A 24704-nucleotide genomic window follows, 5' to 3' on the forward strand; every position below is an offset into this window, starting at 1 on the left:
GCCCCGGTCTGCGCAAGCAGCCGGGGCTTTTTCATGCATGGATGCTATGAATACAGAAGCTGCTTGCGCTTTTGAAAAGGATGATTCAAGGGTATTTCTATCTGAAATCAATGAATGAAAAGCGAAGGCAGCTCCTGTTTTTTACAGTATCCGGGTTGACACGCGGCTGTCATCCAGTCTTTCTAGACTGGTGTGATGTCTTTGATCGAGCTGGAGAACGTCGCCAAATCCTGGGGTGACGCCACGGCCCTGCATGCCGTGAATCTGCGCATTGAACCAGGCTCGTTTTGCGTCTTGCTCGGCCCTTCGGGCTGCGGCAAATCCACCACCTTGCGCATGATTGCCGGGCTGGACATTCCCACCTCGGGGTCGGTGCACATCGATGGTCGCGACGTCACACATCTGCCGCCCGCAGAGCGCGGCATTGCCATGGTGTTTCAGAACTATGCGCTGTTCCCGCATCTGAGCGTGGCCGACAACATTCAGTTCGGTCTGCGGGTACGCAAGCTTGGCAAGGCCGAGCGCGAGCAGCGTCTTGAGCAAACGGCCGAGCTGCTGGGGCTGACGGCACTGCTGGAGCGCCGGCCCGGGCAACTCTCGGGCGGCCAGCAGCAACGCGTGGCGCTGGGCCGTGCGCTGGTGGCGCAGGCCAGGGTCTGTCTGATGGACGAGCCGCTATCCAATCTCGATGCCCAGCTGCGCCAGGAAATGCGCGCCGAGCTGCGCGAGCTGCAGCAGCGTCTGGGCCTCACCGTGGTCTATGTGACCCACGATCAGGCCGAGGCCATGAGCATGGCCGATCAGGTGGTGCTGCTCAACAAGGGCCGGGTGGAACAGGCGGCCGGGCCGCGCGAGATCTATGCCAAGCCCGCCACCACGTTTGCCGCGCGCTTTATCGGCACGCCCGCCATGAACATCGTGGCCCTGCAGGGCAACCGGATTGCAGGCAGCGATGTGGTCGTTGCCCCGGATCTGGTGGCTGGCAGCGCCTATCCGCAGGCGCTGGGCGTGCGGCCCGAGGTGATTGCCGTGGCAGGTAATGCCGACGGCGGCAACGAGGGTCTGGGCAACGGCATTCCGGCCACCGTGCAGGGCTTTGAATATCTGGGTGCCGATCTGGTGCTGCGCTGCCGGGTGGGCAGCGAGCTGCTGACGGCGCGTGTGCCCGGCCATGCCCATGCCGATCTGCGGCCTGGACAAGGCGTGATCCTGTACTGGCCGCAGCAGGCTTCGCATTGGTTCGATGCGCAGGGCGGGCGCATTCATGTTTGCGGGCAGGCGGTGGAATCCGCTCGCTCCTTGCTGGCCGCAGCCTGAGCCGCCGGTGTTTTCCATTGTCTGCAATTCCCGAGGAGAGATTCCCATGCGTCGTCAAACCTTTGTTCATGGCGTGATCGCCGCTGCCGCCGGCCTTGGCCTGGCGGGCACTGCTCTTGCGCAGTCCCCGTTGGAAGTGCCTTTCTATTACCCCGTGGCCGTGGGCGGCCCCATCACCAAGGTGATAGACGGTTATGCGGCGGACTTCAACAAGGCGCATCCGCAATACAAGATCACGCCCATCTATGCCGGCACCTATCAGGAAACCATCGTCAAGGCGCTGACGGCGCACAAGGCCGGCAAGGCGCCTGCGACTTCGGTGCTGCTGTCCACCGATATGTTCACGCTGATGGACGAGGGCGCGATTGCGCCTATTGACGACTTCGTGAAGACCGATGCCGACAAGGCCTGGCTCAAGGGCTTTTACCCCGCCTTCATGGCCAACAGCCAGACCGGTGGCAAGACCTGGGGCGTGCCCTTTCAGCGCTCCACCGTGGTGATGTACTACAACAAGGAAGCTTTCAAGGAGGCCGGCCTGAACCCCGACCAGGCGCCCCAGAACTGGAAGGAGCTCAAGGAGGCCGCCCACAAGCTGACCAAGAAGGACGCCAGCGGCAAGGTCGTGCAATACGGCATCCAGATTCCGTCCACCGGCTTTGGCTACTGGATGCTGCAGACCCTGACCACGCCCAATGATGTGCTGCTGGCCAACGAGTCCGGCACCCGCGTCATGCTCAACCACCCCAAGGTGGTGGAAGCGCTGAACTTCTGGGTCGGCCTGGTCAAGGACGGCGTGCACCCGGCAGGTGTGGTGGAGTGGGGCACGACGCCCAGGGACTTCATGGAAAAGAAGGCCGCCATCATCGTGACGACCACGGGCAATCTCACCAATATCCGTGCCAATGCCAAGTTCGACTTCGGCGTGGGCCAGATCGCCGGCAATGTCCGCAAGGGCTCGCCCACGGGCGGGGGCAATTTCTACATCTTCAAGAATGCGCCCAGGCAGCAGCAGCAGGCTGCGTTCGAGTTTGCCAAATGGGTGACCCAGCCAGAGCGTGCCGCGCAGTGGAGCATGGACAGCGGCTATGTGGCGGTCTCGCCTGCAGCCTACGAGACTCCCGCACTCAAGAAGTACGGCCAGGAATTTCCCCAGGCACTGGTGGCGCGCGATCAACTGCCGGTGTCGGTGGCCGAGTATTCCACCCATGAGAACCAGCGTGTGACCAAGGTGCTCAACGATGCGATTCAGGCGGCCCTGAACGGCACCAAGACCGCAGCCCAGGCCATGGAAGAGGCGCAGAAGGAATCCGAGCGCATTCTGCGTCGCTACAAGTAATGAGCAGTCCGGCGCTTGAAACCGACAAGGGCGTCATGTCTGCGCCCTTGCCATCCAGGACCGCCCGCAGGCTGGCGCAGGCCGCAGCGCGAAAGCAGGCCGTGCATGCCTGGCTGCTGCTCATGCCGGCGCTGGTGCTGCTGCTGGGCTTTACACATTGGCCGGCCTTGTCCACGTTGATCGACAGCCTGCATGCCACGGGTCGTGGCGGCCAGTCCGGCGAATGGGTGGGGCTGGAAAACTATGCGCTCATGGTCGATGATCCCGTCTTCTGGCAGGCCGTGCGCAACAACCTCTGGTTTGCCGCAGCCACCATTCCGCTGTCCATGGGGCTGGCCTTGCTGATGGCGCTGTGGGTCAACGAGAAGCTCGCGGGGCGGGCCTTGCTGCGCATGGCCTATTTCACGCCCACGGTGCTGCCCATGATTGCCGTGGCCAATATCTGGCTGTTCTTCTACACGCCTCAGTACGGACTGCTGGAGCAGTTGCGCGGCGCACTGGGCCTGGACGCGCACAACTGGCTGGGCGATCCGTCCACGGCCCTGGCCTGCATCACGCTGGTGGCCGTGTGGAAGGAGGCCGGCTTTTTCATGATCTTCTATCTGGCCGCGCTGCAGACGCTCAACCCCAGCCTCAAGGAGGCAGCGGTCATCGAAGGCGCATCGCGCTGGTATTTCCTGCGCCGCGTGCAGTGGCCGCTGCTCATGCCGACCACGCTGTTCATCCTGGTCAACGCCGTGATCAATGCCTTCCGGCTGGTGGACCATGTGTTCATCCTCACACGTGGCGGGCCGGACAATGCCTCCACGCTGCTGCTCTATCACCTCTACGAAGTGGGCTTCAAGTTCTGGGACACCGGCTATGCCGCGGCCATCACCGTGGTGCTGGTCGTGGTGCTGGCTGCCGTGGCACTGTTCCAGTTCTTTGTGCTGGACAAAAAGGTGCACTATCAATGACAGCTGCTTCATTTCTGCCGGGGCGCAGGAGCGCCCGGGAGAGCCAGGGCGTGAGCTTTTATGGCGCTTCATGGCTGGACACCCTGGCCGCCTGGACGCTGGCGCTGCTGTGGCTGCTGCCGCTGGCCTATGCTGTCTGGACGGCGTTTCACCCCTCCGATGCGTCCACGCGCCTGGATCTGTCCGCGCCCTGGACGCTGCAGAACTTCCGCCATGCCTGGGAAGCCGCGCCGTTTGCGCGCTATTTTCTCAACACCATCTTGCTGGTGGCCATGATTTTGGCGGTGCAGCTGCTGCTGTCCACGCTGGCTGCATTTGCCTTTGCACGCTTGCGCTTTCGCGGCAGCAATGTGGCGTTTGCGCTGGTGCTGATACAGCTGATGATCATGCCGGACATTCTGCTGGTGGCGAACTATCAGACCATGTCCGGGCTGGGAGCGGTCGATACTCTGGCGGGCATAGGTCTGCCGTATTTCGCCTCGGCCTTTGCCATCTTTTTGCTGCGCCAGACCTTTATGGGCATACCCCGCGAGCTGGACGAAGCTGCGCGCGTGGAAGGTGCCAGCACGCTGCAGATTCTCTGGCGTGTCTACGTACCGCTGGCCAGGCCGGTCTACACGGCATTTGCGCTGGTTTCGGTGAGCTTTCACTGGAATAATTTTCTCTGGCCTCTGATCATCACCAACAGCGTGCAGTCGCGTCCGCTCACCGTGGGCCTGCAGGTTTTCTCCAGCGTGGAATCGGGCGTGGAATGGTCGACTATCTGCGCCGCCACACTGATGACTTCAGGGCCGCTGCTTATTGCATTCCTGCTGTTCCAGCGCCAGTTCGTGCAAAGCTTCATGCGCGCAGGCATCAAGTGACTGGGATACAGTCAAACCATTTGAGGAGTTGACGATGCCCGGTCCCGCTGCTGCTGGTGTGCTGATTTATGCCAAGGATTTCCAGAGTCTGGCAGGCTTCTATGAGCGGGTTCTGGGCATGCGGCGACTGCATGAAGATGCGCACGTCATCGTGCTGGAGTCCGCAGCCCTGCAACTGGTGATTCACGCCCTGCCTGCCGAGATTGCGGCGCGGGTCAAGATCGGCACGCCACCGCAGCGCCGTGCCGATGTGGCGCTCAAGTTCTTCGTCACCGTGCCGGCGATTGCCGAAGCCGAAAGCGCTGCACAGGCGCTGGGCGGACAGGTGTTTGACGAGCGTTGGCAAGGTCCTGGCTTTGCGGCCTGCAATGCCATGGACAAGGAAGGCAATGTGTTCCAGTTGCGCGAGAACTTGGCCTGATCAGCTGCTGTAAAAATGGTGGCTGCGGGGGCTTCAGCCACTTTCAATCTGGAAAGACGCGACAAGATGAATATCCTGACCTGGAATGTGCAATGGTGCTGCGGCATGGATGGACTGGTCAGTGTGGAACGCATCGTGCGTCACGCGCTGCAAATGGGCGAGCAGTCCGGCGGTCTGGATGTGCTGTGCCTGCAGGAAATCGCCGTCAACTACCCCGATCTGCAAGGAAGGCCCGGCGACCAGTTGGCCGAGCTGAAGGCGCTGTTGCCGGGCTGGCAGATTTTCTTTGGCGCATCGGTCGATGAGTTCACGCCCCGGGGCCATCAGCGTTTTGGCAATCTGATTGCCACGCGGCTGCCGGTGCTGCTGGTTCAGCACTATCTGCTGCCCATGCCGGCAGAAGCCGATATGCGCTGCATGCAGCGCATGTGTTCCGTGGTCACGGTCGATGACGCGGCGCTGGGGCAGGTGCGCATCATGACCACGCATCTCGAATATTTCTCGACGCGTCAGCGCATGGCGCAGGCCGGCGCACTGCGTGCCCTGCAGATGCAGGCCTGTGCGCTGGCGGATGCCCCGCCCCAGCCGGCCAACGATGGCTCGCCCTATCAAACCAAGCCGCATACCCGTCATGCCGTGCTTTGCGGGGATTTCAACTTCGAGCCGCACGAGCCCGAATATGCCGTTCTGTCCGCACCTTGGGCTGCTGGTGAGGAAGGCTGTCTGCAGGCCGGGCAGTGGCGCAATAGCTGGGATGTGCTGTATCCCGGACAACCGCAGCCTCCGACCTTCAGACTAGTGGATCGAACCTGGGGAGCAGAGCCTGGGGCATGTGACTTGATATGGGTCAGCGACAGCTTGTGTCAGAGAGTGCACACTTGGAGTGTTGACAGCGCCACACAGGCGTCTGACCACCAGCCTGTGATGTTGACGCTGGACTGAGCTTGTTGCTAGGTTCGGAGCTGGAGTCGAGAGACGAGTGGCTGCACAAGTCGCACTGTTGTGAAACCCTGAGAACGTAAACACGTTCTAAAAGAGAGGAGTCTTCATGCCTGTAGAAATTCCGTCCATGTCCATCATGTTGCACCGTAGCTGGTGGGTGCTGTTGCTGCGCGGCGCCGCCGCCATCATCTTCGGCGTGCTGACCTGGATGCAGCCTGCGGCGTCCGCCGCCGCGCTGGTGCTGGTGTTTGGCGCCTATGTGTTTGTCGACGGCCTGCTAGGCATCTACACCGCCATCAAGAGCCGCCAGCAGTCGCGCCACTGGTGGGTGGTTTTGCTGTGGGGGCTGACGGGTGTGGTGGTGGGGGTGCTCACGGTCATCAACCCTGCGATTACCGCGCTGGTTCTGACTATCTATATCGGCGTCTGGGCCTTGATGACTGGTGTGCTGCAGATCGTCGCGGCGCTGCGTCTGCGCAAGGAAATTCAAGGCGAATGGGTGCTGGTGCTCGGGGGGCTGCTCTCGGTGCTTTTCGGCATCTTCGTGCTGATGCAACCCGGCGCGGGCATGATGGCCATGCTGTGGGTGCTGGCGACCTATGCCGTCATCTTTGGCGTGCTGATGGTGATACTGGCGTTCAAGATCAAGAAGTTCACGGCCTGAAGAAAAGGCAGTGGTTCCGGAAAAAGCGGCTCGCTGGAGCCGCTTTTTTATTGCCGCTTGTCTGAGCGGACAGTTTGCCGTGCCATCTTTGGGACAATGCCTGCTGACTTTCAACAGCGCACAAAGACATGAAACAAGGCATGCAGCGGTATTTCCAGCCCTCGAGAATGAAGCCGTCCTGGCGAGCCGTTGGCATGACGGCCGCCTTGTGGCTGGGTCTTGCCGCCAGCAGCCAAGCCGTGCCCAGCTATGACGAGGTGCGCAGCGACCATCGCTCGTCGGAGACCCTGCTGCTTTCGCGCGAAGGCGAGGTGCTGCAGCGTTTGCGCACCGACAGCACGGTGCGCCGCGGACCCTGGGTGGCTCTGGCCGATGTTTCGCCGGCACTGCGCACGGCCCTGGTGCTCAGCGAGGACAAGCGTTTCTACGAGCACAGCGGCGTGGACTGGGCTGCCGTCACCGCAGCTGCCTGGGGCAACCTCTGGAACACACGCACGCGCGGCGCGAGCACCATCACCATGCAGCTCGCCGGTCTGCTGGATGGAGACTGGCGTCAGGGACCGGGTGGGCGCAGCGTGGTGCAGAAGGTGGGGCAGGCTGTGGCGGCCCAGGTGCTGGACAGGCGCTGGCGCAAGGACCAAATTCTCGAGGCCTATCTGAACTTGGTGCCGTTCCGCGGCGAGATCGTGGGTATCGCTGCGCTGTCGCAAAGCCTGTACGGCAAGGCCGCACACGGGCTGGACGCGCGCGAGGCCGCCATTGCCGCAGCCCTGGTGCGGGCACCCAATGCCTCGGTGGAGCGGGTGGCCCAGCGTGCCTGCGGCGTGCTGCAGGTGATGGTGCCCGATGATGTGGCGGCCAGGGATTGCTCGGCCATGCAGCTCTACACCTCCAGCGTTCTGCAGCGGCGTCAATGGCTGGCCAGCGAGGGCGTGGCCCCGCATTTCGCACGGCGCTGGCTGGCGCTGCCCCAGAACAGGGGGCAGGAGCAGGTGCGATCAACCTTGAGCGCACCCTTGCAGCGCTTTGCCGTGGCCAGCCTGCAGCAGCATCTGCGCGAGCTGCAGGGCCGCAATGTGGAAGATGGTGCGACCGTGGTGCTGGACAACCGAACAGGCGAGATTCTGGCCTGGGTGGGCTCCTCAGGAACGCTGAGCCAGGCGTCCGAGGTCGATGGCGTGACCGCGCTGCGTCAGCCCGGCTCCACGCTCAAGCCGTTTCTCTACGCCCAGGCGATTGCCGAAAAGCGCATCACGGCCGCCTCGCTGATCGAGGATTCATCGGCCCATATTCCCACGCAGAACGGCCTCTACATTCCGCAGAACTACGACCGGCGCTTCAAGGGCTGGGTGTCGGCGCGCACGGCGCTGGCGTCCTCGCTCAATGTGCCTGCGGTGCGCACGCTGGTCATGGTCACGCCCGACGCCTTCTTCGAGCAGCTCAAAAAACTGGGTCTGCCGCTGCGTGAAAGCGGGGGCTATTACGGCTTCAGCCTGGCGCTGGGCAGTAGCGAGGTCGCGCTGCTCAATCTGACCAATGCCTATCGGGCACTGGGCAATAGCGGTCAATATCGTCCCGTGAGCTGGGCCTTGCCTCAGACTGAAAGCCGCAAGGCCGGCGGCAAAACCGGCGACGACGCGGTGCAGGCACTGGATGTGCGGGCAGCTTTTATCGTGGGCGACATTCTCTCCGACAATATGGCGCGGGCCCCGACGTTCGGCACGGACAGCGTGCTGGCCACGCGCTTCTGGACGGCCGTGAAAACCGGCACCAGCAAGGATATGCGCGACAACTGGGCCGTGGGCTGGTCCGAGCGCTACACCGTGGGCGTCTGGGTGGGCAATGCGGGTGGCGAGGCCATGCATTCGGTCAGCGGCACCAGCGGCGCAGCGCCCATATGGGCCGATATCATGGGCTTTTTGCATCGCAACCTGTCCAGCCGCGCGCCCAGGGCTCCGATCGGCGTGCTGCAGCAGCAAGTGCAGTTCGGTGCGTTGGCAAGCGGCGGCATGCCTATCGAAAGTGCACGCGGCGAATGGTTTGTGGCAGGGACCGAGCAATCACTGTTTGCCATGGATCACGTGGCTGGCGGCACGGAACAGAAAAACCTTGCAAGGCAAAAAGCCAGCAAGTCCGGCAGTGCCGTGGCTGCGGCCGCTGTACGTATCTCGCGCCCGGCCAATGGCACCATTTTGGCGCTGGACCCCGATATTCCACCCGATAGCCAGCGCGTGCAGCTGGTGGCGCGCCAGGCCGGCATGGCGGCCGAGCAGGACTGGCGCGACAGCAGCTTGCGCTGGCGGCTGGTGACCCGGCAATATGGAGCGCCGGCCACAGCAGACAAGAACGCTCAACCCGTGATGCGAGAAGTGCAGCGCGAGCTGGGGCGCGGCAGTCAGCTGGGCTGGCTGCCCTGGCCGGGGCGTCACAGGCTGGAGCTGCTCGATGCCTCCGGCAAGGTGCTGGACAGCATTGCGCTCGAGGTGCGCGGTGCCGGCGCCCTGGTGGCCGGGCCGGAGCAGATCCAGAGTCAACGCCGGCGCTGAAGGCTGGCCAATGACCCGGAGGCTCAGTTGCCGGAATCGAACTGCGCGACCAGAAAGTCCAGCAGCGCGCGCAGCTTGGGCGTCACATGCTGGCGTGATGGATAAATCGCATAGAGCGTGGTCTTCACCGTGCTCCAGTCCTCCAGGACGGCCTGCAGCCGGCCCGTGCGCAGGTCTTCCTCGACATAGGGTCGCGGGATCAGGCTGACGCCAAAGCCCGCGCGCAGTGCGTCGCGCACTGCCAGGCTTGAGGACACCGAATAGCGCGCGTTGACTGCCACGCTCTCCATGTGCCCGCCTTGCTCGAATTCCCAGGCATCCGCATGGCCCGAGAGACTGAAGCGTATGTGCTCCAGGCCGTTGAGGTCGGCAGGCGTGTGCGGGCGGCCGTGCTTTTCGAAATAGCCGGGAGTGGCGCACAGCACATGTGACATGCTTGTCAGCGGACGCGCGATCAGCGAGGAGTCCTCGAGCCGGTCACTGCCGCGTATGGCCAGATCGAAGCCTTCGCGCACGATGTCGACGCGCCGATCGTCCAGGTGCAGGTCCAGCTGCAGCTCGGGGTAGCGCTCCAGGAAGGCGGGAATGGCGGAAGACATCTGCGTCAGCGTGAATGTCATGGGTGCGCTGACCTTGAGCAGGCCGCTGGGCGCGGCCTTGAAGGGGCATAGCGCCGAGTCGGCATCGGCCAGCGCATCCAGCGCCCGCGTGACATGCTCGAGATACAGGCGGCCTTCCTCCGTCAGCGCCATGCGCCGTGTGGTGCGCTGGATCAGGCGCGTGCCCACATGGGCCTCCAGCTCGGCGATGTTTTTGCTGATCGCGGCTGGCGACAGGCCCAGGCTGCGGCCCGCCTCGGCAAAGCTGCCGCGCTGCGCGACGCGATGAAAGACTTGCAAGGCGGTCAGTCGGTCCATGTGATTCTTCTCTGTTGGTGAATGGTTTGTTTTTATAAAAGCCAATTATCAATTCAGAGTGAATTATCTACAGTCATGCCATGACTACCCCTCACCCCACACTCGCTCTCATCGAGCAGCGCATCTCGGCCAACCGCTTCGATGACTCCCACAGCCTGGCCGATGCCGAGATAGCGCGGCTGGTTCAACTGGCCACGCGTGCACCCACGGCCTACAACCTTCAGAACTGGCGCTTCATCGCCGTGCGCACGCCCGCAGTCAAAGCCAGGCTGCGCGCCCTGGCCCAGGATCAGGCCAAGGTGCAGGAGGCGGCCGTCTGCTTCATCGTCTGCGGCGTGCTGGCCGACCCCGAGGCGCTGGCCGAACGGCTGCAGCCCTTTGTGGACGGGGGCTTCATGCCTGCCGCCATGGCGCAGGGATGGCTGCAGGCCGCGCAGCAGCAGTACGCCAGCGCGCAGGCGGTGCGCGACGAGGCCCTGCGCTCGGCCAGCTTTGGCGCCATGACGCTGATGCATGCGGCGCAGGCCATGGGTCTGGCGTCCTGTGCGATGACGGGCTTCGACGCCGAAGGCGTGACATCGAGCTTCGGTCTGGCGAGCGAGGAGGTTCCAGTGATGCTTGTCACCGTGGGCCGTGCAGCAGCCGGCAACTGGCCGCAGAAGCCGCGCCGGCCGCTGGAGCAGGTGCTGGAGTTCGCATGAGCGCCCGGCAAGCGGTGCGAACACCGGGGCAGACCCGGGCATGGGATCTGCTGCTGACAGGGCTGGCGCCCGCCATCTGGGGCAGCAGCTATATCGTCACCACGCAGCTACTGCCGCAGGTGCCCGCGATGACCGTGGCCTTGCTGCGCGCGCTGCCCGCAGGCCTGTTGTTGCTGGCATTTGCACGGCGTCTGCCGCAGGGCATGTGGTGGTTGCGGGTGTTCATCCTGGGAGCACTCAATTTCTCGGTGTTCTGGAGCATGCTGTTCGTCTCGGCCTACCGTCTGCCGGGCGGGGCGGCCGCCACTGTGGGGGCCGTGCAGCCGCTGGTGGTGGTGTTTCTCGCGGCCTGGGTGCTGGGCAGTGCACTGCGACCGGCCTCGGTTCTCGCAGCCCTGGCCGGACTGGCGGGCGTGGCCCTGCTGGTGCTCACGCCCGGCGTGGCGCTGGATGCGACAGGTATTGCGGCAGGCCTGGCAGCAGCGCTTTCCATGGCCTGCGGCACGGTGCTCACGCGCAAGTGGCGCCCGCCCGTGCCGCTGTTGACCTTCACCGCCTGGCAGCTCACGGCCGGCGGAGTGTTGCTGCTGCCGGTGGCGCTGTGGGCCGGACCGGATTTTCCGGCGCCCACGCCCGGCCATCTGATCGGACTGGCCTGGCTGGGTCTGGTGGGCGCGGCGTTGACCTATGTGCTGTGGTTTCGCGGCATTGCCCGGCTGGAGCCGAACATGGTGGCGCCGCTGGGTTTTCTGAGTCCGCTGACGGCGATTTTGCTGGGGTGGGTGTTCCTGGACCAGACGCTGACGAGCGTGCAGATGGCGGGCGTGGCCCTGGTCCTGGGCGGCATCTGGCTGGGGCAGAAGGGTGCGGCGCGCTGATCCCCGCAAGGCCCGGCCCTGGGCCGGAGCCTGTGCGGGATCAGTCCCGTACCAGCAGATCGCCAGTGATCTCCGAGACCTTCTTGACGCTGGTCAGCGTCATGGCCACGCGCATTTCCTTTTCGAGCAGGTTCAGCAGGTTGGTCACGCCGGCTTCGCCTTCTGCAGCCAGCGCGTAGACGAAGGCGCGGCCTATCATGGTGCAGTCTGCTCCAAGGGCCAGCAGGCGCACGATGTCCAGGCCGTTGCGAACGCCCGAGTCGGCCAGGATCTTGATCTGGCCCTTGACGGCATCGGCAATGGCAGGCAGGGCGCGTGCCGAGGAGAGCACGCCGTCGAGCTGGCGCCCGCCGTGGTTGGAGACGATGATGCCGTCAGCGCCGAAGCGCACCGCATCCCTGGCGTCCTCGGGATCGAGAATGCCCTTGATGAGCATGGGACCCTTCCAGAAGTCACGGATCCACTCCAGGTCCGACCACGAGATGGAGGGATCGAAGTTCGCGCCCAGATAGCCCATATAGTCTTCGAGCGAGACGTTCTGACCCTTGTAGGTGGAGATATTGCCCAGCGTGTGCGGGCGCCCCATCAAGCCCACGTCCACGGCCCAGTGCGGATGGGTCACGGCCTGCAGGTAGCGGCGCATGGCGGCGTTGGGGCCGCTCATGCCCGAATGCGCATCGCGGTAGCGGGCGCCAGGCACGGGCATGTCCACGGTGAAGACCAGGGTGGAGACGCCGGCGGCCTGGGCTCGCTCCAGCGCGTTCTTCATAAAGCCCCGGTCCTTGAGCACATAGAGCTGGAACCACATCGGGCGGCCCAGCCTGGGCGCGACTTCCTCGATGGGGCAGACCGAGACGCTGGACATGGTGAAGGGGATGCCCTTTTTATCAGCGGCCATGGCGGCCTGTACTTCGCCACGGCGGGCGAACATTCCGGTCAGCCCCACGGGAGCCAGCGCCACGGGAATCGAGAACTTCTCGCCGAACAGCTCGATGCTGGTGTCCAGCTGGCTCATGTCCTTGAGCACGCGCTGGCGCAGGGCCACGTCGGCCAGGTCGTCGACATTGCGGGCCAGCGTCTTCTCGGCATAGGCACCGCCGTCGAGGTAGTGGAATAGAAAGGGCGGCAGGCGCTTTTGCGCAGCCGCGCGGTAGTCGGTGGTAGAGGAGATGATCATGAAAAAATGGCGGAGGAAGAGGAAAAACGATCCAGCCGCTTGCGTCGGGCCGCCTCGGCATCCGACTCGGACAGCTTTTCGTGAACATAGGCCAGGTGCTGGCCGATAGCGCTTCTGGCCTGCTCCGGCTCGCCGTCGACAATGGCCTGCATGAGATTGCGGTGCTGTCCAGTCAGATGCTCCAGCGTCGAGAGATCATCATGCACGAACATCAGGCGCCGGTTCTGGGCCACGGTGCCAAGCACCAGCTCGAAGAGGCTGCCCATGAGCTGCACCAGCACGGCGTTGTGCGAAGCCTCGGCAATTGCCAGATGGAACTGCGCATCGGAGCGGGCCGCGCTGGCGGCATCGCGCGCCTGCTGGTGGCGCAGCATGTCGTCGAAGCAGTGGCGGATGCGGTCCCTGTCCTTGTCGGTGGCACGCTGGGCCGCATACCAGGCGGTGCTGAGCTCGAGCGCCTGGCGTGCTTCCAGCACGTCGTAGCGATACTGGGGGTCGTCGCGCAGCAAGGATTCCAGCGGTGCGACGGCTTGTTCGTGCCACAGCGGCACGCGCGAGCCGACAAAGGTGCCGGCGCCCACGCGGCTTTCGAGCACGCCGCGGCTGGCCAGCTTCTGTATGGCCTCGCGCAGCGCCGTGCGCGAGACCCCCAACTGCTCGGCCAGCGCCCGCTCGGTCGGCAGCTTGGCGCCGCTCTGGAGCTGGGTGCTCTGGATCAGCTCCAGCAGCTGCTGGGCAACGCGGTCGGACAGGCGGATGGCGGGCATGGGGTCGGGCAGGAGTTTCAGGTGGTGGGAATCATCCACGGAAACACATAAGCCTGCAGCGTGCAGATGATGCCGATTAGCACCAGGAAGGCCAGACTGTGCTTGACGGTGAAGCGGAACAGGTCCGATTCCTTGCCGGCCAGGCCCACGGCTGCGCAGGCAATGGCGATGGACTGGGGCGAGATCATCTTGCCGGTCACACCGCCGGTGGTGTTGGCCGTCACGGCCAGAACCTCGGGCAGCCCCAGCTGCGCTGCCGTCGTGGCCTGCAGGGCGCCGAACAGCGCATTGGCCGAGGTGTCGGATCCCGTGAGGAACACGCCGACCCAGCCCAGGAAGGGCGAGAAGAACGCAAAGGCCTTGCCCGTATGGGCCAGGGCCATGGCCAGCGTGGTGGACAGGCCGGAGTAGTTGGCGATGAAGGCAAAGGCCAGCACCATGCCGATGGAGTAGATGGGCAGGGCCAGTTCCTTGAAGGTCTCGCCCAGGGTCTGGACTGCCACGGCTGGCTTGAGGCGCAGCAAAAGAATGGCGAGCACGGCGGCGATCAGGATCGCGGTTCCAGTGGCCGACAGCCAGTTGAAGGAATAGACCGCGCCATAGGGCGTGGGCGCGGCGACGACGGGAGCCATTTTCTGCACCAGATTGTGCAGCATGGGCACGGGAATGCTGAAGACCGTGCCGGACAGTGCACCGCCCGAGGCGAACAGCGCCTTGAAGGGCTTGAGGCTCCAAATGGTCACCATGGCCGTGAGGATGATGAAGGGCGACCAGGCCTTGATCACCATGCCGGTCGTCAGTTTGGCAGGGGCTGTCGTCTGGATCTTTGCTGCGCCCGGCTCGGTGTCGAAGCGGAAGATGCGCTTGGGCTGCCAGAACTTGAGGAAAGTGGTCAGTGTCACCAGGGCGAAGATGGCCGAGGTGATGTCCGGCAGTTCGGGGCCGATGTAGTTGGCCGTCAGAAACTGTCCGAGTGCAAAGCTGCCGCCGCCCACCAGCACCGCAGGCCAGGTTTCCTTCACGCCGCGCCAGCCGTCCATGATGGCCATGAGCCAGAACAGCACGATGATGGTCATGAACGGCAACTGGCGGCCGGCCATCTGGCTGATGGCCATGACATCGACGCCCGAGACCTGACCGGCTACGATGACGGGAATGCCCATGGCGCCGAAGGCCACGGGGGCGGTATTGCCGATCAGGCACAGGCCGGCTGCATACAGAGGCCTGAAACCCAGGCCCACCAGCAGCGCCGCCGTGATGGCCACGGGGGCGCCGAAGCCGGCGGCTCCCTCAAGGAAGGCACCGAAGCAAAAGCCCACCAGGATGAGCTGCAGGCGCTGGTCTTCTGTGACCGAGAGAATCGACGAGCGGATGATGTCGAACTGTCCGGTCTTGACCGAGACCTTGTAGAGAAAGACCGCCGCGACAATGATCCAGGCAATCGGCCACAGGCCGTAGAAGAAGCCGTAGACGCCTGCTGCCAGCGCATTGGCCACGGGCATGCGGTAGAAGAGCAGCGCCACGGCCAGGGACAGCGCCACCGTGATGGTGCCCGCCACATAGCCCTTGAGGCGCAGCTTGGTCAGCGCGAGAAAGAAAAAGATGATGGGTATCAGCGCCACCAGCGCCGACACCCACACATTGCCTGCGGGGTCGTAGTTCTGCGACCAGATTTCTTGCATTGCCTTGATCTCCTGGATTTATGCGGGGAGGGCAACCCTCCTGAGCGTCCAGAAGCTTCCCCGTCAATTCTTTAAACAACCATGCCGCCCTGCGCCGGACGCTGTCATGCAGTCTTGTTCGGCTTCGCTTGCTAAATTGGTATGACCAATATGTGGCGATTTCGGGTTGGATGGATTATAGAAATGGGGTTTTGGTCATGAATTAGTGGTTTTCCCTTGTTTTGAGCAATTGATTGGTAATACCAATTTGCGGATTGGTGTTACGCTGATCCCTGCAAACGGCGCAAAAAAGCCGCAGGCCCGAAGGCGCTGCGGCTGCTGGGGGCCCACCTGGTGGGTTGAGAAAAGGGACATGCGCGGTGGAAAACTGCCGCGGCCCAGGCCAGAGATGCCGAGCAAGGGTCAGTGTGGCCCTTTAGGGTGTCCCGTCAGGGCAAGCCGCAAAGCGGCTCGGGGGCTCAGTTCACCATCAGCTTGAACGGCCAGACATAGGCCTGCATGGTGACGAACAGGCCCATCAGGCAGGCCAGGGCGATGGAGTGGAAGAATACGTAGCGCAGGATGTCGCCCTCGCGGTTGAACCAGCGTGTGGCGGTCGAAGCCACGACGATGGATTGCGCATCGATCATCTTGCCCATCACGCCGCCCGAGCTGTTGGCGGCGCCCATGAGGTTGGGGGACAGGCCCAGTTGGTCGGCGGCGACCTTCTGCATGCCGCCGAACAGCACGTTGGATGCCGTGTCCGAGCCTGTGAGCGCCACGCCCAGCCAGCCCATCAGCGTGCCGAAGAAGGGGTAGAGCACACCTGTGTTGGCAAAGGCCAGGCCCAGGGTGGTGTCTGTGCCCGAGTAGCGTGTCAGCGTGCCCAGGGCCAGCATCAGCACGATGGTCAGCAGCGAGTAGCGCACCAGCCATGTGGTCTTGAAGAAGGTGCGCACTATGGTCACCGGGTTGTACTTCATGACGAAGGCGCTGACGATGGCCGAGAACAGAATGGCGGTTCCGGTGGCAGACAGCAGGTTCAGCGTGTAGACCGCACCCTCCTTGGTCGGCTGGGGCACCACGGGCGGCATTTTCTCGATCAGATTGTGCAGGCCCGTCATGGGGAAGGCGGGGGCAAACAGGCTGTTGAGCCAGGCCTTGACCGGTGGCAGGCCCCAGATGAACACAAACACCGAGAGAATGATCCAGGGTGTCCAGGCGGCGATCAGCGCGCTCTTGCTGTGCTTGGCCACAGGCTGTGGCGGCTTGACTTCGGAGGCGCTGATATCCTTACCGCGCAGCGAGGCCGAGGTCCAGATCTTCTTGGGCTGCCAGACGCGCAGGAACAGGATCAGGCTGGCCATGGAAACAATGGCCGCGATGATGTCCACCAGCTCTGGGCCGATGAAGTTGGAGACCAGATACTGGGGAATGGCAAACGACAGGCCGGTGACCAGAATCGCGGGCCAGATCTCCATCATGCCCTTGCGACCGGCAAAGGCCCAGATCAGCCAGAACGGCACCAGCACCGAGAAGAAAGGCAGCTGGCGGCCGATCATGGCGGTCACTTCCATCAGATCGTAGCCATGGACCTTGGCCAGCGTGATGACGGGCGTGCCCAGGGCGCCAAAGGCCACGGGTGCGGTATTGGCGATCAGCGACAGACCGGATGCCGCCAGTGGAGAAAAGCCCAGGCCGATCAGGATGGCTGCCGTCACGGCCACGGGTGTCCCGAAGCCGGCAGCGCCCTCGAAAAAGGCACCGAAAGAAAAGGCAATCAGCAGCAACTGGATGCGGCGGTCTTCGGTGATCCCGGAAAGTGAGTCCTGCAGCACCTTGAAGCTGCCGTTCTGCTCGGTCAGCTGATGCAGGAAGATGATGTTCAGCACAATCCAGCCAATGGGCAGCAGGCCGGTGAAGCCGCCGAACAAGGCTGCGCGCCCCGCCATTTCGCCGGGCATGTTGTAGACAAAGACTGCAATCAGCAGCGCTGCAATCAGGCCTGCTCCTGCGGCCAGGTGGGCCTTCATGTGCAGAAAACCAAGGCCCACCAGCATCACCACGACCGGAATGGCCGCCAGCAATGTGGATAGCCACATATTCGATAGAGGGTCATAGACCTGTTGCCAAACCATCTCTGTTGTCTCCTGTTTGTTGTGGTGACAAGGATGGTGGCTGTGCGAATAGGCTTGCATACCTAGCATTAGCCCTTGATTTCCCCTCGCTGAAGAAAATTTCAAAACCGGCATAAATCACTTCAAACCATAGTGAACTGCCGATGACGGCGATGAGGGCTACCATCGGGTTCAACTCCAATTACAAGGCTAGAAGTCGTGAGCGATCTTTCCAAAATCACCTGTATCGAAGACCTGCGTGTGGTGGCCAAGCGTCGTGTGCCGCGCATGTTCTATGACTACGCCGATTCGGGCTCTTACACCCAGGGCACGTATCGGGCCAACGAAGACGAGTTCCGGTCAATCAAGTTGCGTCAGCGTGTGGCCGTGAACATGGAAGGGCGCAGCACGCGCACCACCATGATCGGCGAGGAGGTCGCCATGCCGGTGGCGATTGCACCCACGGGCCTGACCGGCATGCAGCATGCCGATGGCGAGATTCTTGGAGCCAAGGCCGCCAAGGCCTTTGGCGTGCCGTTCACGCTGTCCACCATGAGCATCTGCTCGCTGGAGGACATAGCCGAGCACACCGATCGCCATCCGTTCTGGTTCCAGCTCTATGTGATGCGCGACAAGGCCTTCATGGAGCGCCTGATCAATCGGGCCAAGGCAGCCAACTGCTCGGCGCTGGTGGTGACGCTGGACCTGCAGATCCTGGGTCAGCGCCACAAGGACATCAAGAACGGCCTGTCCACCCCGCCCAAGCCCACGCTGGCAAACCTCATCAATCTGGCGACCAAGCCGCACTGGTGCCTTGGAATGCTGGGTACCAAGCGCCGCAGCTTCGGCAATATCGTCGGCCATGTGGATGGTGTGGGCGATGTGTCCTCGCTGTCGTCCTGGACGGCAGATCAGTTCGATCCGTCACTGAACTGGAGCGATGTGGAATGGATCAAGAAGCTCTGGGGCGGCAAGATCATTCTCAAGGGCGTGATGGATGCCGAAGATGCGCGTCTGGCCGCGCAAAGCGGTGCTGATGCGCTGGTGGTCAGCAACCATGGCGGCCGTCAGCTCGATGGTGCGCCTTCTTCGATTGCAGCCTTGCCATCGATTGCAGAGGCTGCGGGCAAGGACATCGAAGTCTGGATGGATGGCGGCATTCGCAGCGGTCAGGACGTGCTCAAGGCCCGTGCACTGGGTGCGCAAGGCACGATGATAGGTCGCAGCTTCCTCTACGGTCTGGGCGCTTATGGCCAGGCCGGCGTGAGCAAGGCGTTGCAGATCATCCACAAGGAACTGGACACCACCATGGCCTTCTGCGGGCACACCAATATCAACCAGGTCGGCAAAGAAATTCTGTTGCCCGGCACTTACCCGAAACCTTTCGAGCAGAGCTGATTGTTCTGCGGCATGAAAAAAGGTCAGTCCTTTGCAGGGCTGACCTTTTTGATTTCCGGCGGTGTGTCGTGGCGTTCAGGGCTGCTCGAAACGCTTGCGCATGGCAAATCCATAACCAAGCCCCAGCAAGGCTGCCATGGCCGAGCCGGCCAGAATGCCCAGCTTGGCCGCGCCCAGCAGGCTCGCATCCGCAAAGGCCAGACCGCCGACAAAGATGGACATGGTAAAGCCTATGCCGGCCAGCAGGCCCACCAGCAGCACACCGCGCCAGTTCAGGCCCTCGGGCAGGCTGCACAGCCCGCTCTTGACGGCCAGCCAGGTGCAGATGAAGACCCCCAGGGGCTTGCCCAGCACCAGGGCCACCAGCACGGCCATGGCCGTGGTCTGTGGTGCGGCTGCGCTCAGGTCTATGTCCGAGAACTGCACGCCGGCATTGGCCAGCGCAAAGATGGGCATGATGCAAAAAGCCACCCAGGGATGAAGAATCATGGGCAGGCGCAGAGCAGGCGGCAGCAGGTCGCGCTGTGCGAGCTGGGCAGTGCGCAACTCCTGCAGCAGGTGCTGCGGATCGGGCCGGCCGCTCAGCATCTGCTCGCCGGCCTTGCGCATGGCCGTCTGTGCCGTGATCAGCAGCGGCATGGAAGCGGGGCGTACAAATACAGGCGTCATCAGACCCAGCACCACACCTGCCAGAGTGGGATGAGCGCCGGTCTTGAGCAGGCCGAACCAGAGAATGGCTCCGGGCAGCACATACAGGGGCGCGGCGGCAATGCCCATGCGGTTGAACAGCAGCACCAGCAGCACGCCGGCTGCGGCAACCACAAAGCCCATGGCCTGCAGGCCGCCGGAGTAGAAGAAGGCGATGATGAGCACGGCCACGATGTCGTCGATGATGGCCAGGGCCAGCAGGAAGATACGCAGTGCACCCGGGATATTGCGGCCCAGCAAGGCCAGCACGCCCACGGCAAACGCGATGTCGGTCGCCGTCGGAATTGCCCAGCCGTTGAGCAGCGTCCTGTCGTTGCCCGCCAGGACCACGTAGATGAGTGCGGGCACGGCCACGCCGCCGATGGCTGCGATCAGCGGCAGACTGGCCTGACGCAGGCTGGCCAGCGCGCCGTTGTGCAGCTCGCGCCGGATCTCCATGCCCACGACCAGAAAGAACACCGTCATCAGCACATCGTTGACGATGAAATGCAGATCGGTGCTGAAGCTCCAGGGGCCAAGCGTCAGCGCGACGGGGGCATGCCACAGTGCAAAGTAGCTTTGCGCCGCGCCGGAGTTGGCCCAGATCAGGGCTGCCGCAGCGGCCAGCATGAGCACCATGCCGGCAAAGGATTCGATATGCAGCAGGTGCGAGATTTGTGCCTGCACGCGCTCGGTCGCGGATTGCAGTGCGGAAACACGGGGTGAATTTTGGGATGCAAAAGGCGCAGGGGCCTGCACAAGTGTTTGTGGGTCCATGTGTCGGTAGGTGTCTGAAGTCGTACGCTGAAGGCGTGCGGCACCTGAGGCAATGCCTGCTGGTGCCGTCTGCACTGCAAACGACTGGTGCGCTGGCGGCCCGACCTGCGCATGAACATTCACCTGCCATCGCCACCTCGTGCGGCGGGCACCCGGCTGAAATTGTAGCTAAAGACGCAGCAATGGTCTGGATTTGAGGTTATTTTGCCGGGGTGGAGACTTCGTCATCAGAACGGAAGCCGTTCGTGCTTCACGTCGCCTTGGCTTGAGCGGGTGGACTGCACGAATCGCGTCAGCACCGTCCGGCAGCCGGCGCTATGCTGGCGCGCTAACAGAAAAGAAAGCGTCTCATGCCGGGCATAGGAATGGAATATTTGTGGGTGGGGGTGGTGCTGTTTGCGGCGGCGGCGCAGACGGTGCGCAACACGGCCCAGCGCTCGCTGACGGCGCAGGTCGGCACCTTGCCAGCCACGCTGGTGCGCTTTCTCTATGGCTTGCCGTTTGCTGCCATCTATCTGCTGGCGCTGTATGGTCTGGGCGATCCGTCCCAGGTGCTGCCGAAGTTCAGCGCCGCCTATCTGGGCTGGATCGCACTTGGTGCCTTCTTTCAGGTTGCGGCCACGGCTGCCTTGCTCATGGCCATGAAGGAGCGCAATTTTGCCGTGGCGGTCACGCTGTCCAAGACCGAGGTACTGCAAGTGGCCTTGTTTGCCGCCATGTTCCTGCATGAGCTGCCGAGCCGGCTGGCGCTGCTGGCCATGGTGCTTGCCACCGTGGGCGTGCTGATGCTGTCGCTGCCGCCGCGCGGGCAGCTGTTCACGCTCTCGGCCTGGACCAGCAAATCCTCGGTCTACGGGCTGATCTGCGGCGCCTGTTTTGCGCTGGCCACGGTGGGCTTTCGCGGTGGCGCGGTCGAGATCGCAACACTGGGCGTGAGCTCGCCCTGGTTGTCGGGGGCCTGGGGCGTGCTGATCGCGCAGACCATGCAGTCCGTCGTCATGAGCGCCTGGATTGCCAGAACCCATGAACAGGGCCTGCGCCCCATCTTCAAGGCCTGGCGCATCTCGCTGCTGGCCGGCAGCATGGGCGCTGCGGCCTCGCTGGCCTGGTTCACCGCCTATGCCATGCAGGGGGCAGCCGCCGTGCGCACCCTGGGCATGGTGGAGGTGGTGTTCAGCTATATCGTCTCGCGCAAGGTGTTCAGCGAGAAGCTCTCATTGACAGAAAAGCTGGGCATGGCGCTGATGATGCTGGGCCTGGTGCTGATCTGTCTGCAGCTCTGATTTCAAGAGCTTCCTGCGCTTGCCTAGTCTCATTTTCAAAGCTAAAAGTCTTTGAAATGAACTATGAAAAAGCGCAAGAAGCTTCTGAATCAATAGCGTGCCGCCGCGGCTGTCGCGGTCTCAGCTGGCTACAGCCAGGGCATCGACAGCGCGGCTGTGCTGAGCCTCAGGCGGCTTGCTGCTGCGCTTGCGCCAGGCTTTGGCGCTGCTCGGGCTTGACCGCGTAGAGCCGGTAGCCGATCGTCAGCAGCGCAAACCACAGGGGCGCGATATATAGCGCCACGCGGGTGCTGGCATCCAGCGACAGGCAGACCAGCACCACGGCCAGAAAAGCCAGCACAAACCAGTTGGTGAACGGCGCGCCGGGCATGCGGTAGGCCACGGCTGCGGCATGACCCAGCCTGACGGCGCGGCGATAGCGCAGATGGGAGAAGACGATGATGCCCCAGGTCCAGACGGCGCCTATGGTGGCAATGCTGGTCACGTAGATGAAGGCTTCCTCGGGCACCAGATAGTTCAGCACCACGCCAAGCAGCATGAATGCCGCCGACAGCACAATGCCGGCCGCAGGCACATGGCGCGCATTGACCCGGCCCAGGCGGGCGGGCGCCTGTTTGAATTGCGCCAGCGTATAGAGCATGCGGCCCGTGCTGAAGATGCCGCTGTTGCACGAAGAGGCTGCGGCGGTGATGACCACGAAGTTGATGATGCCGGCAGCGGCGGGAATGCCCAGCTTGTCGAAGACATGGACGAAGGGGCTCATGTCGGGGCTGAGTTCGTTCCAGGGCACCAGCGACATGATGACGATCAGGGCGCCGATATAGAAGATCAGAATGCGGTAGACGATGCTGTTGGTGGCACGGGGCAGCACTTTCTCGGGCGACTCGGCTTCACCGGCTGTCACGCCTATCAATTCCACGCCGGTATAGGCAAAGCAGGCTATCTGCAAGGTGAAGACCACGCCCACCATGCCCACGGGTGCAAAGCCTCCATGCGACCATAGGTTGGTGAAGCTTGCCGTCTGGCCCAGCGGTCCCCAGCCCGTGGTGATGATGGCCACACCCAGCACCAGCGTGGCAACAATGGTCACGACCTTGATCAGCGCGAACCAGAATTCCAGCTCGCCGAAGACCTTGACCGCGATCAGATTCACGCCCAGCAGCACGGCCAGGGTGGCGAGCGCCGGGAATGGCGGGAAACCAGTAATGGGTGTAGATGCCTATGGCAGTGAGCTCCGCCATGCCCGTCACCACCCAGGTGAACCAGTAGGTCCAGCCGGTGACGAATCCGGCCCAGGGGCTGACATAGGTTTCGGCATAGGTGGCAAAAGAGCCGGCCACCGGGCGGTGCACCAGCAACTCGCCCAGTGCCCGCATGATGAAGAAGATGGCCAGCCCCGCGATGGCGTAGCTGACCAGCAGCAGCGGACCAGCCTTGTGGATTGCCTTGGCCGAGCCCAGGAACAGGCCCACGCCAATGGCGCCGCCCAGGGCGATCAGCTGGATGTGCCGGTCCTTGAGGCCGCGCTCCAGCTCCCCTGTCTGCTGCAGCGACTCCCCGGCTGCGCTTGGATGATTTCGACTCATGTTGTATGTCTCCGTTTTGCCATTCACACGGCAACAGCTGCCCCTCACGGGGCGCTGCGGCTGCCGTGTCTGGCTTGTTGATGAGGTTTTCAGGTCGTGGTCAGGCGCTGGCGGTGCTCAGCGTGGCCGGTCGGGGCTGTCTGCTGGCGCTGCCCATGGACTGCAGCACGAGGTCGCCGACCATGTCGGCGGTGACGGCCGACAAGGTCCAGCCCAGATGGCCGTGGCCGGTGTTGTAGAACACGCAGGGCTTGTTGCCAGGGCCCACGCGCGGCAGCATGTCCGGCATCATGGGGCGCAGGCCCGCCCAGGGCACGACGCTGCGCGTGCTGACGCCCGGGAAGCACTGCTGAACCCATTCGATGAGTGGACGGATGCGGTCGGCTCGGATGTCCTTGTTGTAGCCGTTGAATTCGGCCGTACCGGCAACGCGGAAGCGATCGTTGCCGAGGCGGCTGGTGACCAGCTTGGTCTCGTCGTCCAGCAGACTCACCACGGGGGCTGCGGCGCGGCTGGCTTCGTCCGGCAGATTGACCGTGATGGAATAGCCCTTGACCGGATAGATGTTGACGCTGTCGCCGAGCTGGGCAGCCAGGGCGCGGCTTGCCGTGCCTGCGCAGACCACCATGGCGTCGAAAGTCGAGGTCTCGGTTTCCAGGCCCTGGCGCACGGTCACGCTGGCCTGCTTGCCGTTGCTGTTCACCGACATGATTTCCTGGCCGTAGCGGCATTGCACGCCCAGTCGTTCGCAGGCGGCAGCCAGGCCGCTGGTGAACTTGTGGATGTCGCCCGTGGAGTCGCTCTCGGTGAAGTAGCCGCCATAGAAGGTTCCGGACAGGGTCGGCTCTATGGCGCGCATCTCCTGCGGTGTCACGGCGCGGCGCTCCAGACCGCCTTTGGCCAGCAACCGGGAAACCTTGCCCGCATGTTCAAAGCCTGCTCGGTCGCGGTAGATATGCAAGATGCCTTTTCGCTTCAGATCGAAGTCAATGCCTTCGCTGGACGCCCAGTCAAACAGGTGCTCGCGTGCCGCAATCGCCAGCCTGGCGGTTTCCACGGTGTTTTTCTCGTAATGGGGGATGGCAGCGAGAAACTGGCAGAACCAGGAAATCTTGTGCCAGCTGGGCCTGGGATTGAGCAGCAGCGGAGCATCGCTCTTGAGCATCCACTTGAGGCCCTTGACGATGGTGGACCAATGGGTCCAGACCTCGGCGTTCGAGGCCGAGAGCTGGCCGCCATTGGCGAACGAGGTTTCCATGGCGGCATAGCGCTGCTTCTCGAACAGGGTGACGGCAAATCCGCGGCGTGCGAGGGCGTAGGCGGTGGTCACGCCCGTGATGCCACCGCCGATGACGGCGATTGTCTTCATGATTCAGATTCCAGACACGTCAAGGGTGGAGCCCGTGCGCAACATGCGCAGCGGACGCCCCCTCTGTTCTGGACCTGAGAGATTCACGAGGCAGGGCCTTGCGGCGCTGCTCGCTTGCTCCTTCGGTATGCCCGGCGGACGATGACGTCCGGACATTCTTCAGAGTGTGTGAAAGCGATGCCGATCCTTTGGCCTGAGAGTTTCCGGGGCGGTTGCTCCTTCGGCGCTGCATGCGCCAAGTTTGCGCTGCAGTCTCTCTCGGCATCACCGGGCTGAGAGCCTGTGGGCAAATGTAGGAAGAACGGCGGTGCCTGGATATACGGGTTTTCTAGACTTCTGCG

At 63.2% G+C, this 24704-nt stretch carries 19 protein-coding genes, 1 pseudogene and 1 riboswitch; of the genes and pseudogenes, 12 read left to right on the plus strand and 8 right to left on the minus strand.

What is annotated here, in order from left to right; translation table 11 throughout:
- The first annotated feature begins 195 nt into the window (after nucleotides 1-195).
- The 8 genes from CSE6_RS03440 to pbpC all read left to right on the plus strand — a co-directional run bounded on the left by CSE6_RS03440 (nucleotide 196) and on the right by pbpC (nucleotide 9045).
- Nucleotides 196-1317 (plus strand): ABC transporter ATP-binding protein, encoded by a 1122-nt coding sequence (locus tag CSE6_RS03440; protein WP_059439899.1) that lies wholly within the window; start codon nucleotides 196-198, stop codon nucleotides 1315-1317.
- A gap of 46 nt (nucleotides 1318-1363) precedes the next feature.
- Entirely contained in the window at nucleotides 1364-2653 is a 1290-nt protein-coding gene (locus CSE6_RS03445; RefSeq protein ID WP_034378646.1) for an ABC transporter substrate-binding protein, read from the plus strand.
- 35 nt (nucleotides 2654-2688) lie between these two features.
- Complete coding sequence (locus CSE6_RS03450) at nucleotides 2689-3609, plus strand: carbohydrate ABC transporter permease (RefSeq protein ID WP_059439955.1); 921 nt, start codon at nucleotides 2689-2691, stop codon at nucleotides 3607-3609.
- Nucleotides 3606-4472: a carbohydrate ABC transporter permease gene (locus CSE6_RS03455; protein WP_034378648.1), complete on the plus strand. Its 867-nt coding sequence runs from the start codon at nucleotides 3606-3608 to the stop codon at nucleotides 4470-4472. The genes CSE6_RS03450 and CSE6_RS03455 overlap by 4 nt, the downstream gene beginning before the upstream one ends.
- Before the next feature lie 34 nt (nucleotides 4473-4506).
- Nucleotides 4507-4893 carry a VOC family protein gene (locus CSE6_RS03460; RefSeq protein ID WP_034353277.1) on the plus strand — a complete coding sequence of 129 codons (387 nt, stop codon included), beginning with the start codon at nucleotides 4507-4509 and terminating at the stop codon, nucleotides 4891-4893.
- 66 nt (nucleotides 4894-4959) lie between these two features.
- On the plus strand, nucleotides 4960-5835 hold the full coding sequence (locus tag CSE6_RS03465) for an endonuclease/exonuclease/phosphatase family protein (RefSeq protein WP_059439956.1): 876 nt from the start codon (nucleotides 4960-4962) through the stop codon (nucleotides 5833-5835).
- A gap of 106 nt (nucleotides 5836-5941) precedes the next feature.
- Nucleotides 5942-6499, plus strand: coding sequence for an HdeD family acid-resistance protein (locus CSE6_RS03470; RefSeq protein WP_012837236.1), 558 nt, complete (start codon nucleotides 5942-5944; stop codon nucleotides 6497-6499).
- A gap of 167 nt (nucleotides 6500-6666) precedes the next feature.
- Nucleotides 6667-9045 carry a penicillin-binding protein 1C gene (gene pbpC, locus CSE6_RS03475; protein WP_059439900.1) on the plus strand — a complete coding sequence of 793 codons (2379 nt, stop codon included), beginning with the start codon at nucleotides 6667-6669 and terminating at the stop codon, nucleotides 9043-9045.
- Nucleotides 9046-9068: 23 nt separating this feature from the next.
- On the opposite strand, the gene CSE6_RS03480 is transcribed toward pbpC, so the two are convergent.
- Nucleotides 9069-9962, minus strand: coding sequence for a LysR family transcriptional regulator (locus tag CSE6_RS03480; protein ID WP_059439901.1), 894 nt, complete (start codon nucleotides 9960-9962; stop codon nucleotides 9069-9071).
- Nucleotides 9963-10042: 80 nt separating this feature from the next.
- Here CSE6_RS03480 and CSE6_RS03485 point away from each other — a divergent pair, with 80 nt between their 5' ends.
- Nucleotides 10043-10663, plus strand: a complete 621-nt coding sequence (locus CSE6_RS03485; protein WP_059439902.1) for a nitroreductase family protein — start codon at nucleotides 10043-10045, stop codon at nucleotides 10661-10663.
- Nucleotides 10660-11541: an EamA family transporter gene (locus tag CSE6_RS03490; RefSeq protein WP_059439903.1), complete on the plus strand. Its 882-nt coding sequence runs from the start codon at nucleotides 10660-10662 to the stop codon at nucleotides 11539-11541. The genes CSE6_RS03485 and CSE6_RS03490 overlap by 4 nt, the downstream gene beginning before the upstream one ends.
- A gap of 40 nt (nucleotides 11542-11581) precedes the next feature.
- Here the strand turns inward: CSE6_RS03490 and lldD are convergent, their stop codons facing one another.
- The 4 genes from lldD to CSE6_RS03510 all read right to left on the minus strand — a co-directional run bounded on the left by lldD (nucleotide 11582) and on the right by CSE6_RS03510 (nucleotide 17284).
- A complete protein-coding gene (lldD, locus tag CSE6_RS03495; protein ID WP_034353288.1) occupies nucleotides 11582-12718 on the minus strand; it encodes an FMN-dependent L-lactate dehydrogenase LldD in 1137 nt (378 codons plus the stop codon).
- Nucleotides 12715-13485, minus strand: coding sequence for a transcriptional regulator LldR (gene lldR / locus CSE6_RS03500; RefSeq protein ID WP_059439904.1), 771 nt, complete (start codon nucleotides 13483-13485; stop codon nucleotides 12715-12717). The genes lldD and lldR overlap by 4 nt, the downstream gene beginning before the upstream one ends.
- A 17-nt stretch (nucleotides 13486-13502) precedes the next feature.
- Complete coding sequence (gene lldP / locus CSE6_RS03505; RefSeq protein ID WP_003067748.1) at nucleotides 13503-15167, minus strand: L-lactate permease; 1665 nt, start codon at nucleotides 15165-15167, stop codon at nucleotides 13503-13505.
- A gap of 458 nt (nucleotides 15168-15625) precedes the next feature.
- Nucleotides 15626-17284: an L-lactate permease gene (locus CSE6_RS03510; protein ID WP_003067746.1), complete on the minus strand. Its 1659-nt coding sequence runs from the start codon at nucleotides 17282-17284 to the stop codon at nucleotides 15626-15628.
- Between the two features lie 198 nt (nucleotides 17285-17482).
- On the opposite strand from CSE6_RS03510, the gene CSE6_RS03515 reads away from it, so the two are divergent.
- Nucleotides 17483-18661, plus strand: a complete 1179-nt coding sequence (locus tag CSE6_RS03515; RefSeq protein ID WP_045838343.1) for an alpha-hydroxy acid oxidase — start codon at nucleotides 17483-17485, stop codon at nucleotides 18659-18661.
- Nucleotides 18662-18736: 75 nt separating this feature from the next.
- On the opposite strand, the gene nhaA is transcribed toward CSE6_RS03515, so the two are convergent.
- Nucleotides 18737-20125: a Na+/H+ antiporter NhaA gene (gene nhaA / locus CSE6_RS03520; protein WP_059439905.1), complete on the minus strand. Its 1389-nt coding sequence runs from the start codon at nucleotides 20123-20125 to the stop codon at nucleotides 18737-18739.
- 350 nt (nucleotides 20126-20475) lie between these two features.
- Here nhaA and CSE6_RS03525 point away from each other — a divergent pair, with 350 nt between their 5' ends.
- Complete coding sequence (locus CSE6_RS03525) at nucleotides 20476-21408, plus strand: DMT family transporter (RefSeq protein ID WP_034408578.1); 933 nt, start codon at nucleotides 20476-20478, stop codon at nucleotides 21406-21408.
- 166 nt (nucleotides 21409-21574) lie between these two features.
- Here CSE6_RS03525 and CSE6_RS03530 read toward each other — a convergent pair.
- Nucleotides 21575-22994 (minus strand): annotated as a pseudogene (locus CSE6_RS03530) (amino acid permease).
- A gap of 100 nt (nucleotides 22995-23094) precedes the next feature.
- Nucleotides 23095-24363, minus strand: a complete 1269-nt coding sequence (locus CSE6_RS03535; protein ID WP_059439906.1) for a D-amino acid dehydrogenase — start codon at nucleotides 24361-24363, stop codon at nucleotides 23095-23097.
- Nucleotides 24364-24534: 171 nt separating this feature from the next.
- Nucleotides 24535-24634, minus strand: a riboswitch (glycine riboswitch).
- Nucleotides 24635-24704 lie beyond the last annotated feature (70 nt).

It is taken from the genome of Comamonas sp. E6, assembly GCF_001010305.1.
Classification (GTDB): domain Bacteria; phylum Pseudomonadota; class Gammaproteobacteria; order Burkholderiales; family Burkholderiaceae_C; genus Comamonas; species Comamonas thiooxydans.

Bases quoted from the DNA above. Each gene is read 5' to 3' on its own strand.
- CSE6_RS03510 (WP_003067746.1), bottom strand. From the start codon at position 17,284: ATGGTTTGGCAACAGGTCTATGACCCTCTATCGAATATGTGGCTATCC.
- CSE6_RS03535 (WP_059439906.1), bottom strand. From the start codon at position 24,363: ATGAAGACAATCGCCGTCATCGGCGGTGGCATCACGGGCGTGACCACC.
- CSE6_RS03465 (WP_059439956.1), top strand. From the start codon at position 4,960: ATGAATATCCTGACCTGGAATGTGCAATGGTGCTGCGGCATGGATGGA.
- CSE6_RS03440 (WP_059439899.1), top strand. From the start codon at position 196: ATGTCTTTGATCGAGCTGGAGAACGTCGCCAAATCCTGGGGTGACGCC.
- CSE6_RS03490 (WP_059439903.1), top strand. From the start codon at position 10,660: ATGAGCGCCCGGCAAGCGGTGCGAACACCGGGGCAGACCCGGGCATGG.
- CSE6_RS03480 (WP_059439901.1), bottom strand. From the start codon at position 9,962: ATGGACCGACTGACCGCCTTGCAAGTCTTTCATCGCGTCGCGCAGCGC.
- lldD (WP_034353288.1), bottom strand. From the start codon at position 12,718: ATGATCATCTCCTCTACCACCGACTACCGCGCGGCTGCGCAAAAGCGC.
- pbpC (WP_059439900.1), top strand. From the start codon at position 6,667: ATGAAGCCGTCCTGGCGAGCCGTTGGCATGACGGCCGCCTTGTGGCTG.
- CSE6_RS03455 (WP_034378648.1), top strand. From the start codon at position 3,606: ATGACAGCTGCTTCATTTCTGCCGGGGCGCAGGAGCGCCCGGGAGAGC.
- nhaA (WP_059439905.1), bottom strand. From the start codon at position 20,125: ATGGACCCACAAACACTTGTGCAGGCCCCTGCGCCTTTTGCATCCCAA.
- CSE6_RS03485 (WP_059439902.1), top strand. From the start codon at position 10,043: ATGACTACCCCTCACCCCACACTCGCTCTCATCGAGCAGCGCATCTCG.
- lldP (WP_003067748.1), bottom strand. From the start codon at position 15,167: ATGCAAGAAATCTGGTCGCAGAACTACGACCCCGCAGGCAATGTGTGG.
- CSE6_RS03445 (WP_034378646.1), top strand. From the start codon at position 1,364: ATGCGTCGTCAAACCTTTGTTCATGGCGTGATCGCCGCTGCCGCCGGC.
- CSE6_RS03460 (WP_034353277.1), top strand. From the start codon at position 4,507: ATGCCCGGTCCCGCTGCTGCTGGTGTGCTGATTTATGCCAAGGATTTC.
- CSE6_RS03450 (WP_059439955.1), top strand. From the start codon at position 2,689: ATGTCTGCGCCCTTGCCATCCAGGACCGCCCGCAGGCTGGCGCAGGCC.
- CSE6_RS03525 (WP_034408578.1), top strand. From the start codon at position 20,476: ATGCCGGGCATAGGAATGGAATATTTGTGGGTGGGGGTGGTGCTGTTT.
- lldR (WP_059439904.1), bottom strand. From the start codon at position 13,485: ATGCCCGCCATCCGCCTGTCCGACCGCGTTGCCCAGCAGCTGCTGGAG.
- CSE6_RS03470 (WP_012837236.1), top strand. From the start codon at position 5,942: ATGCCTGTAGAAATTCCGTCCATGTCCATCATGTTGCACCGTAGCTGG.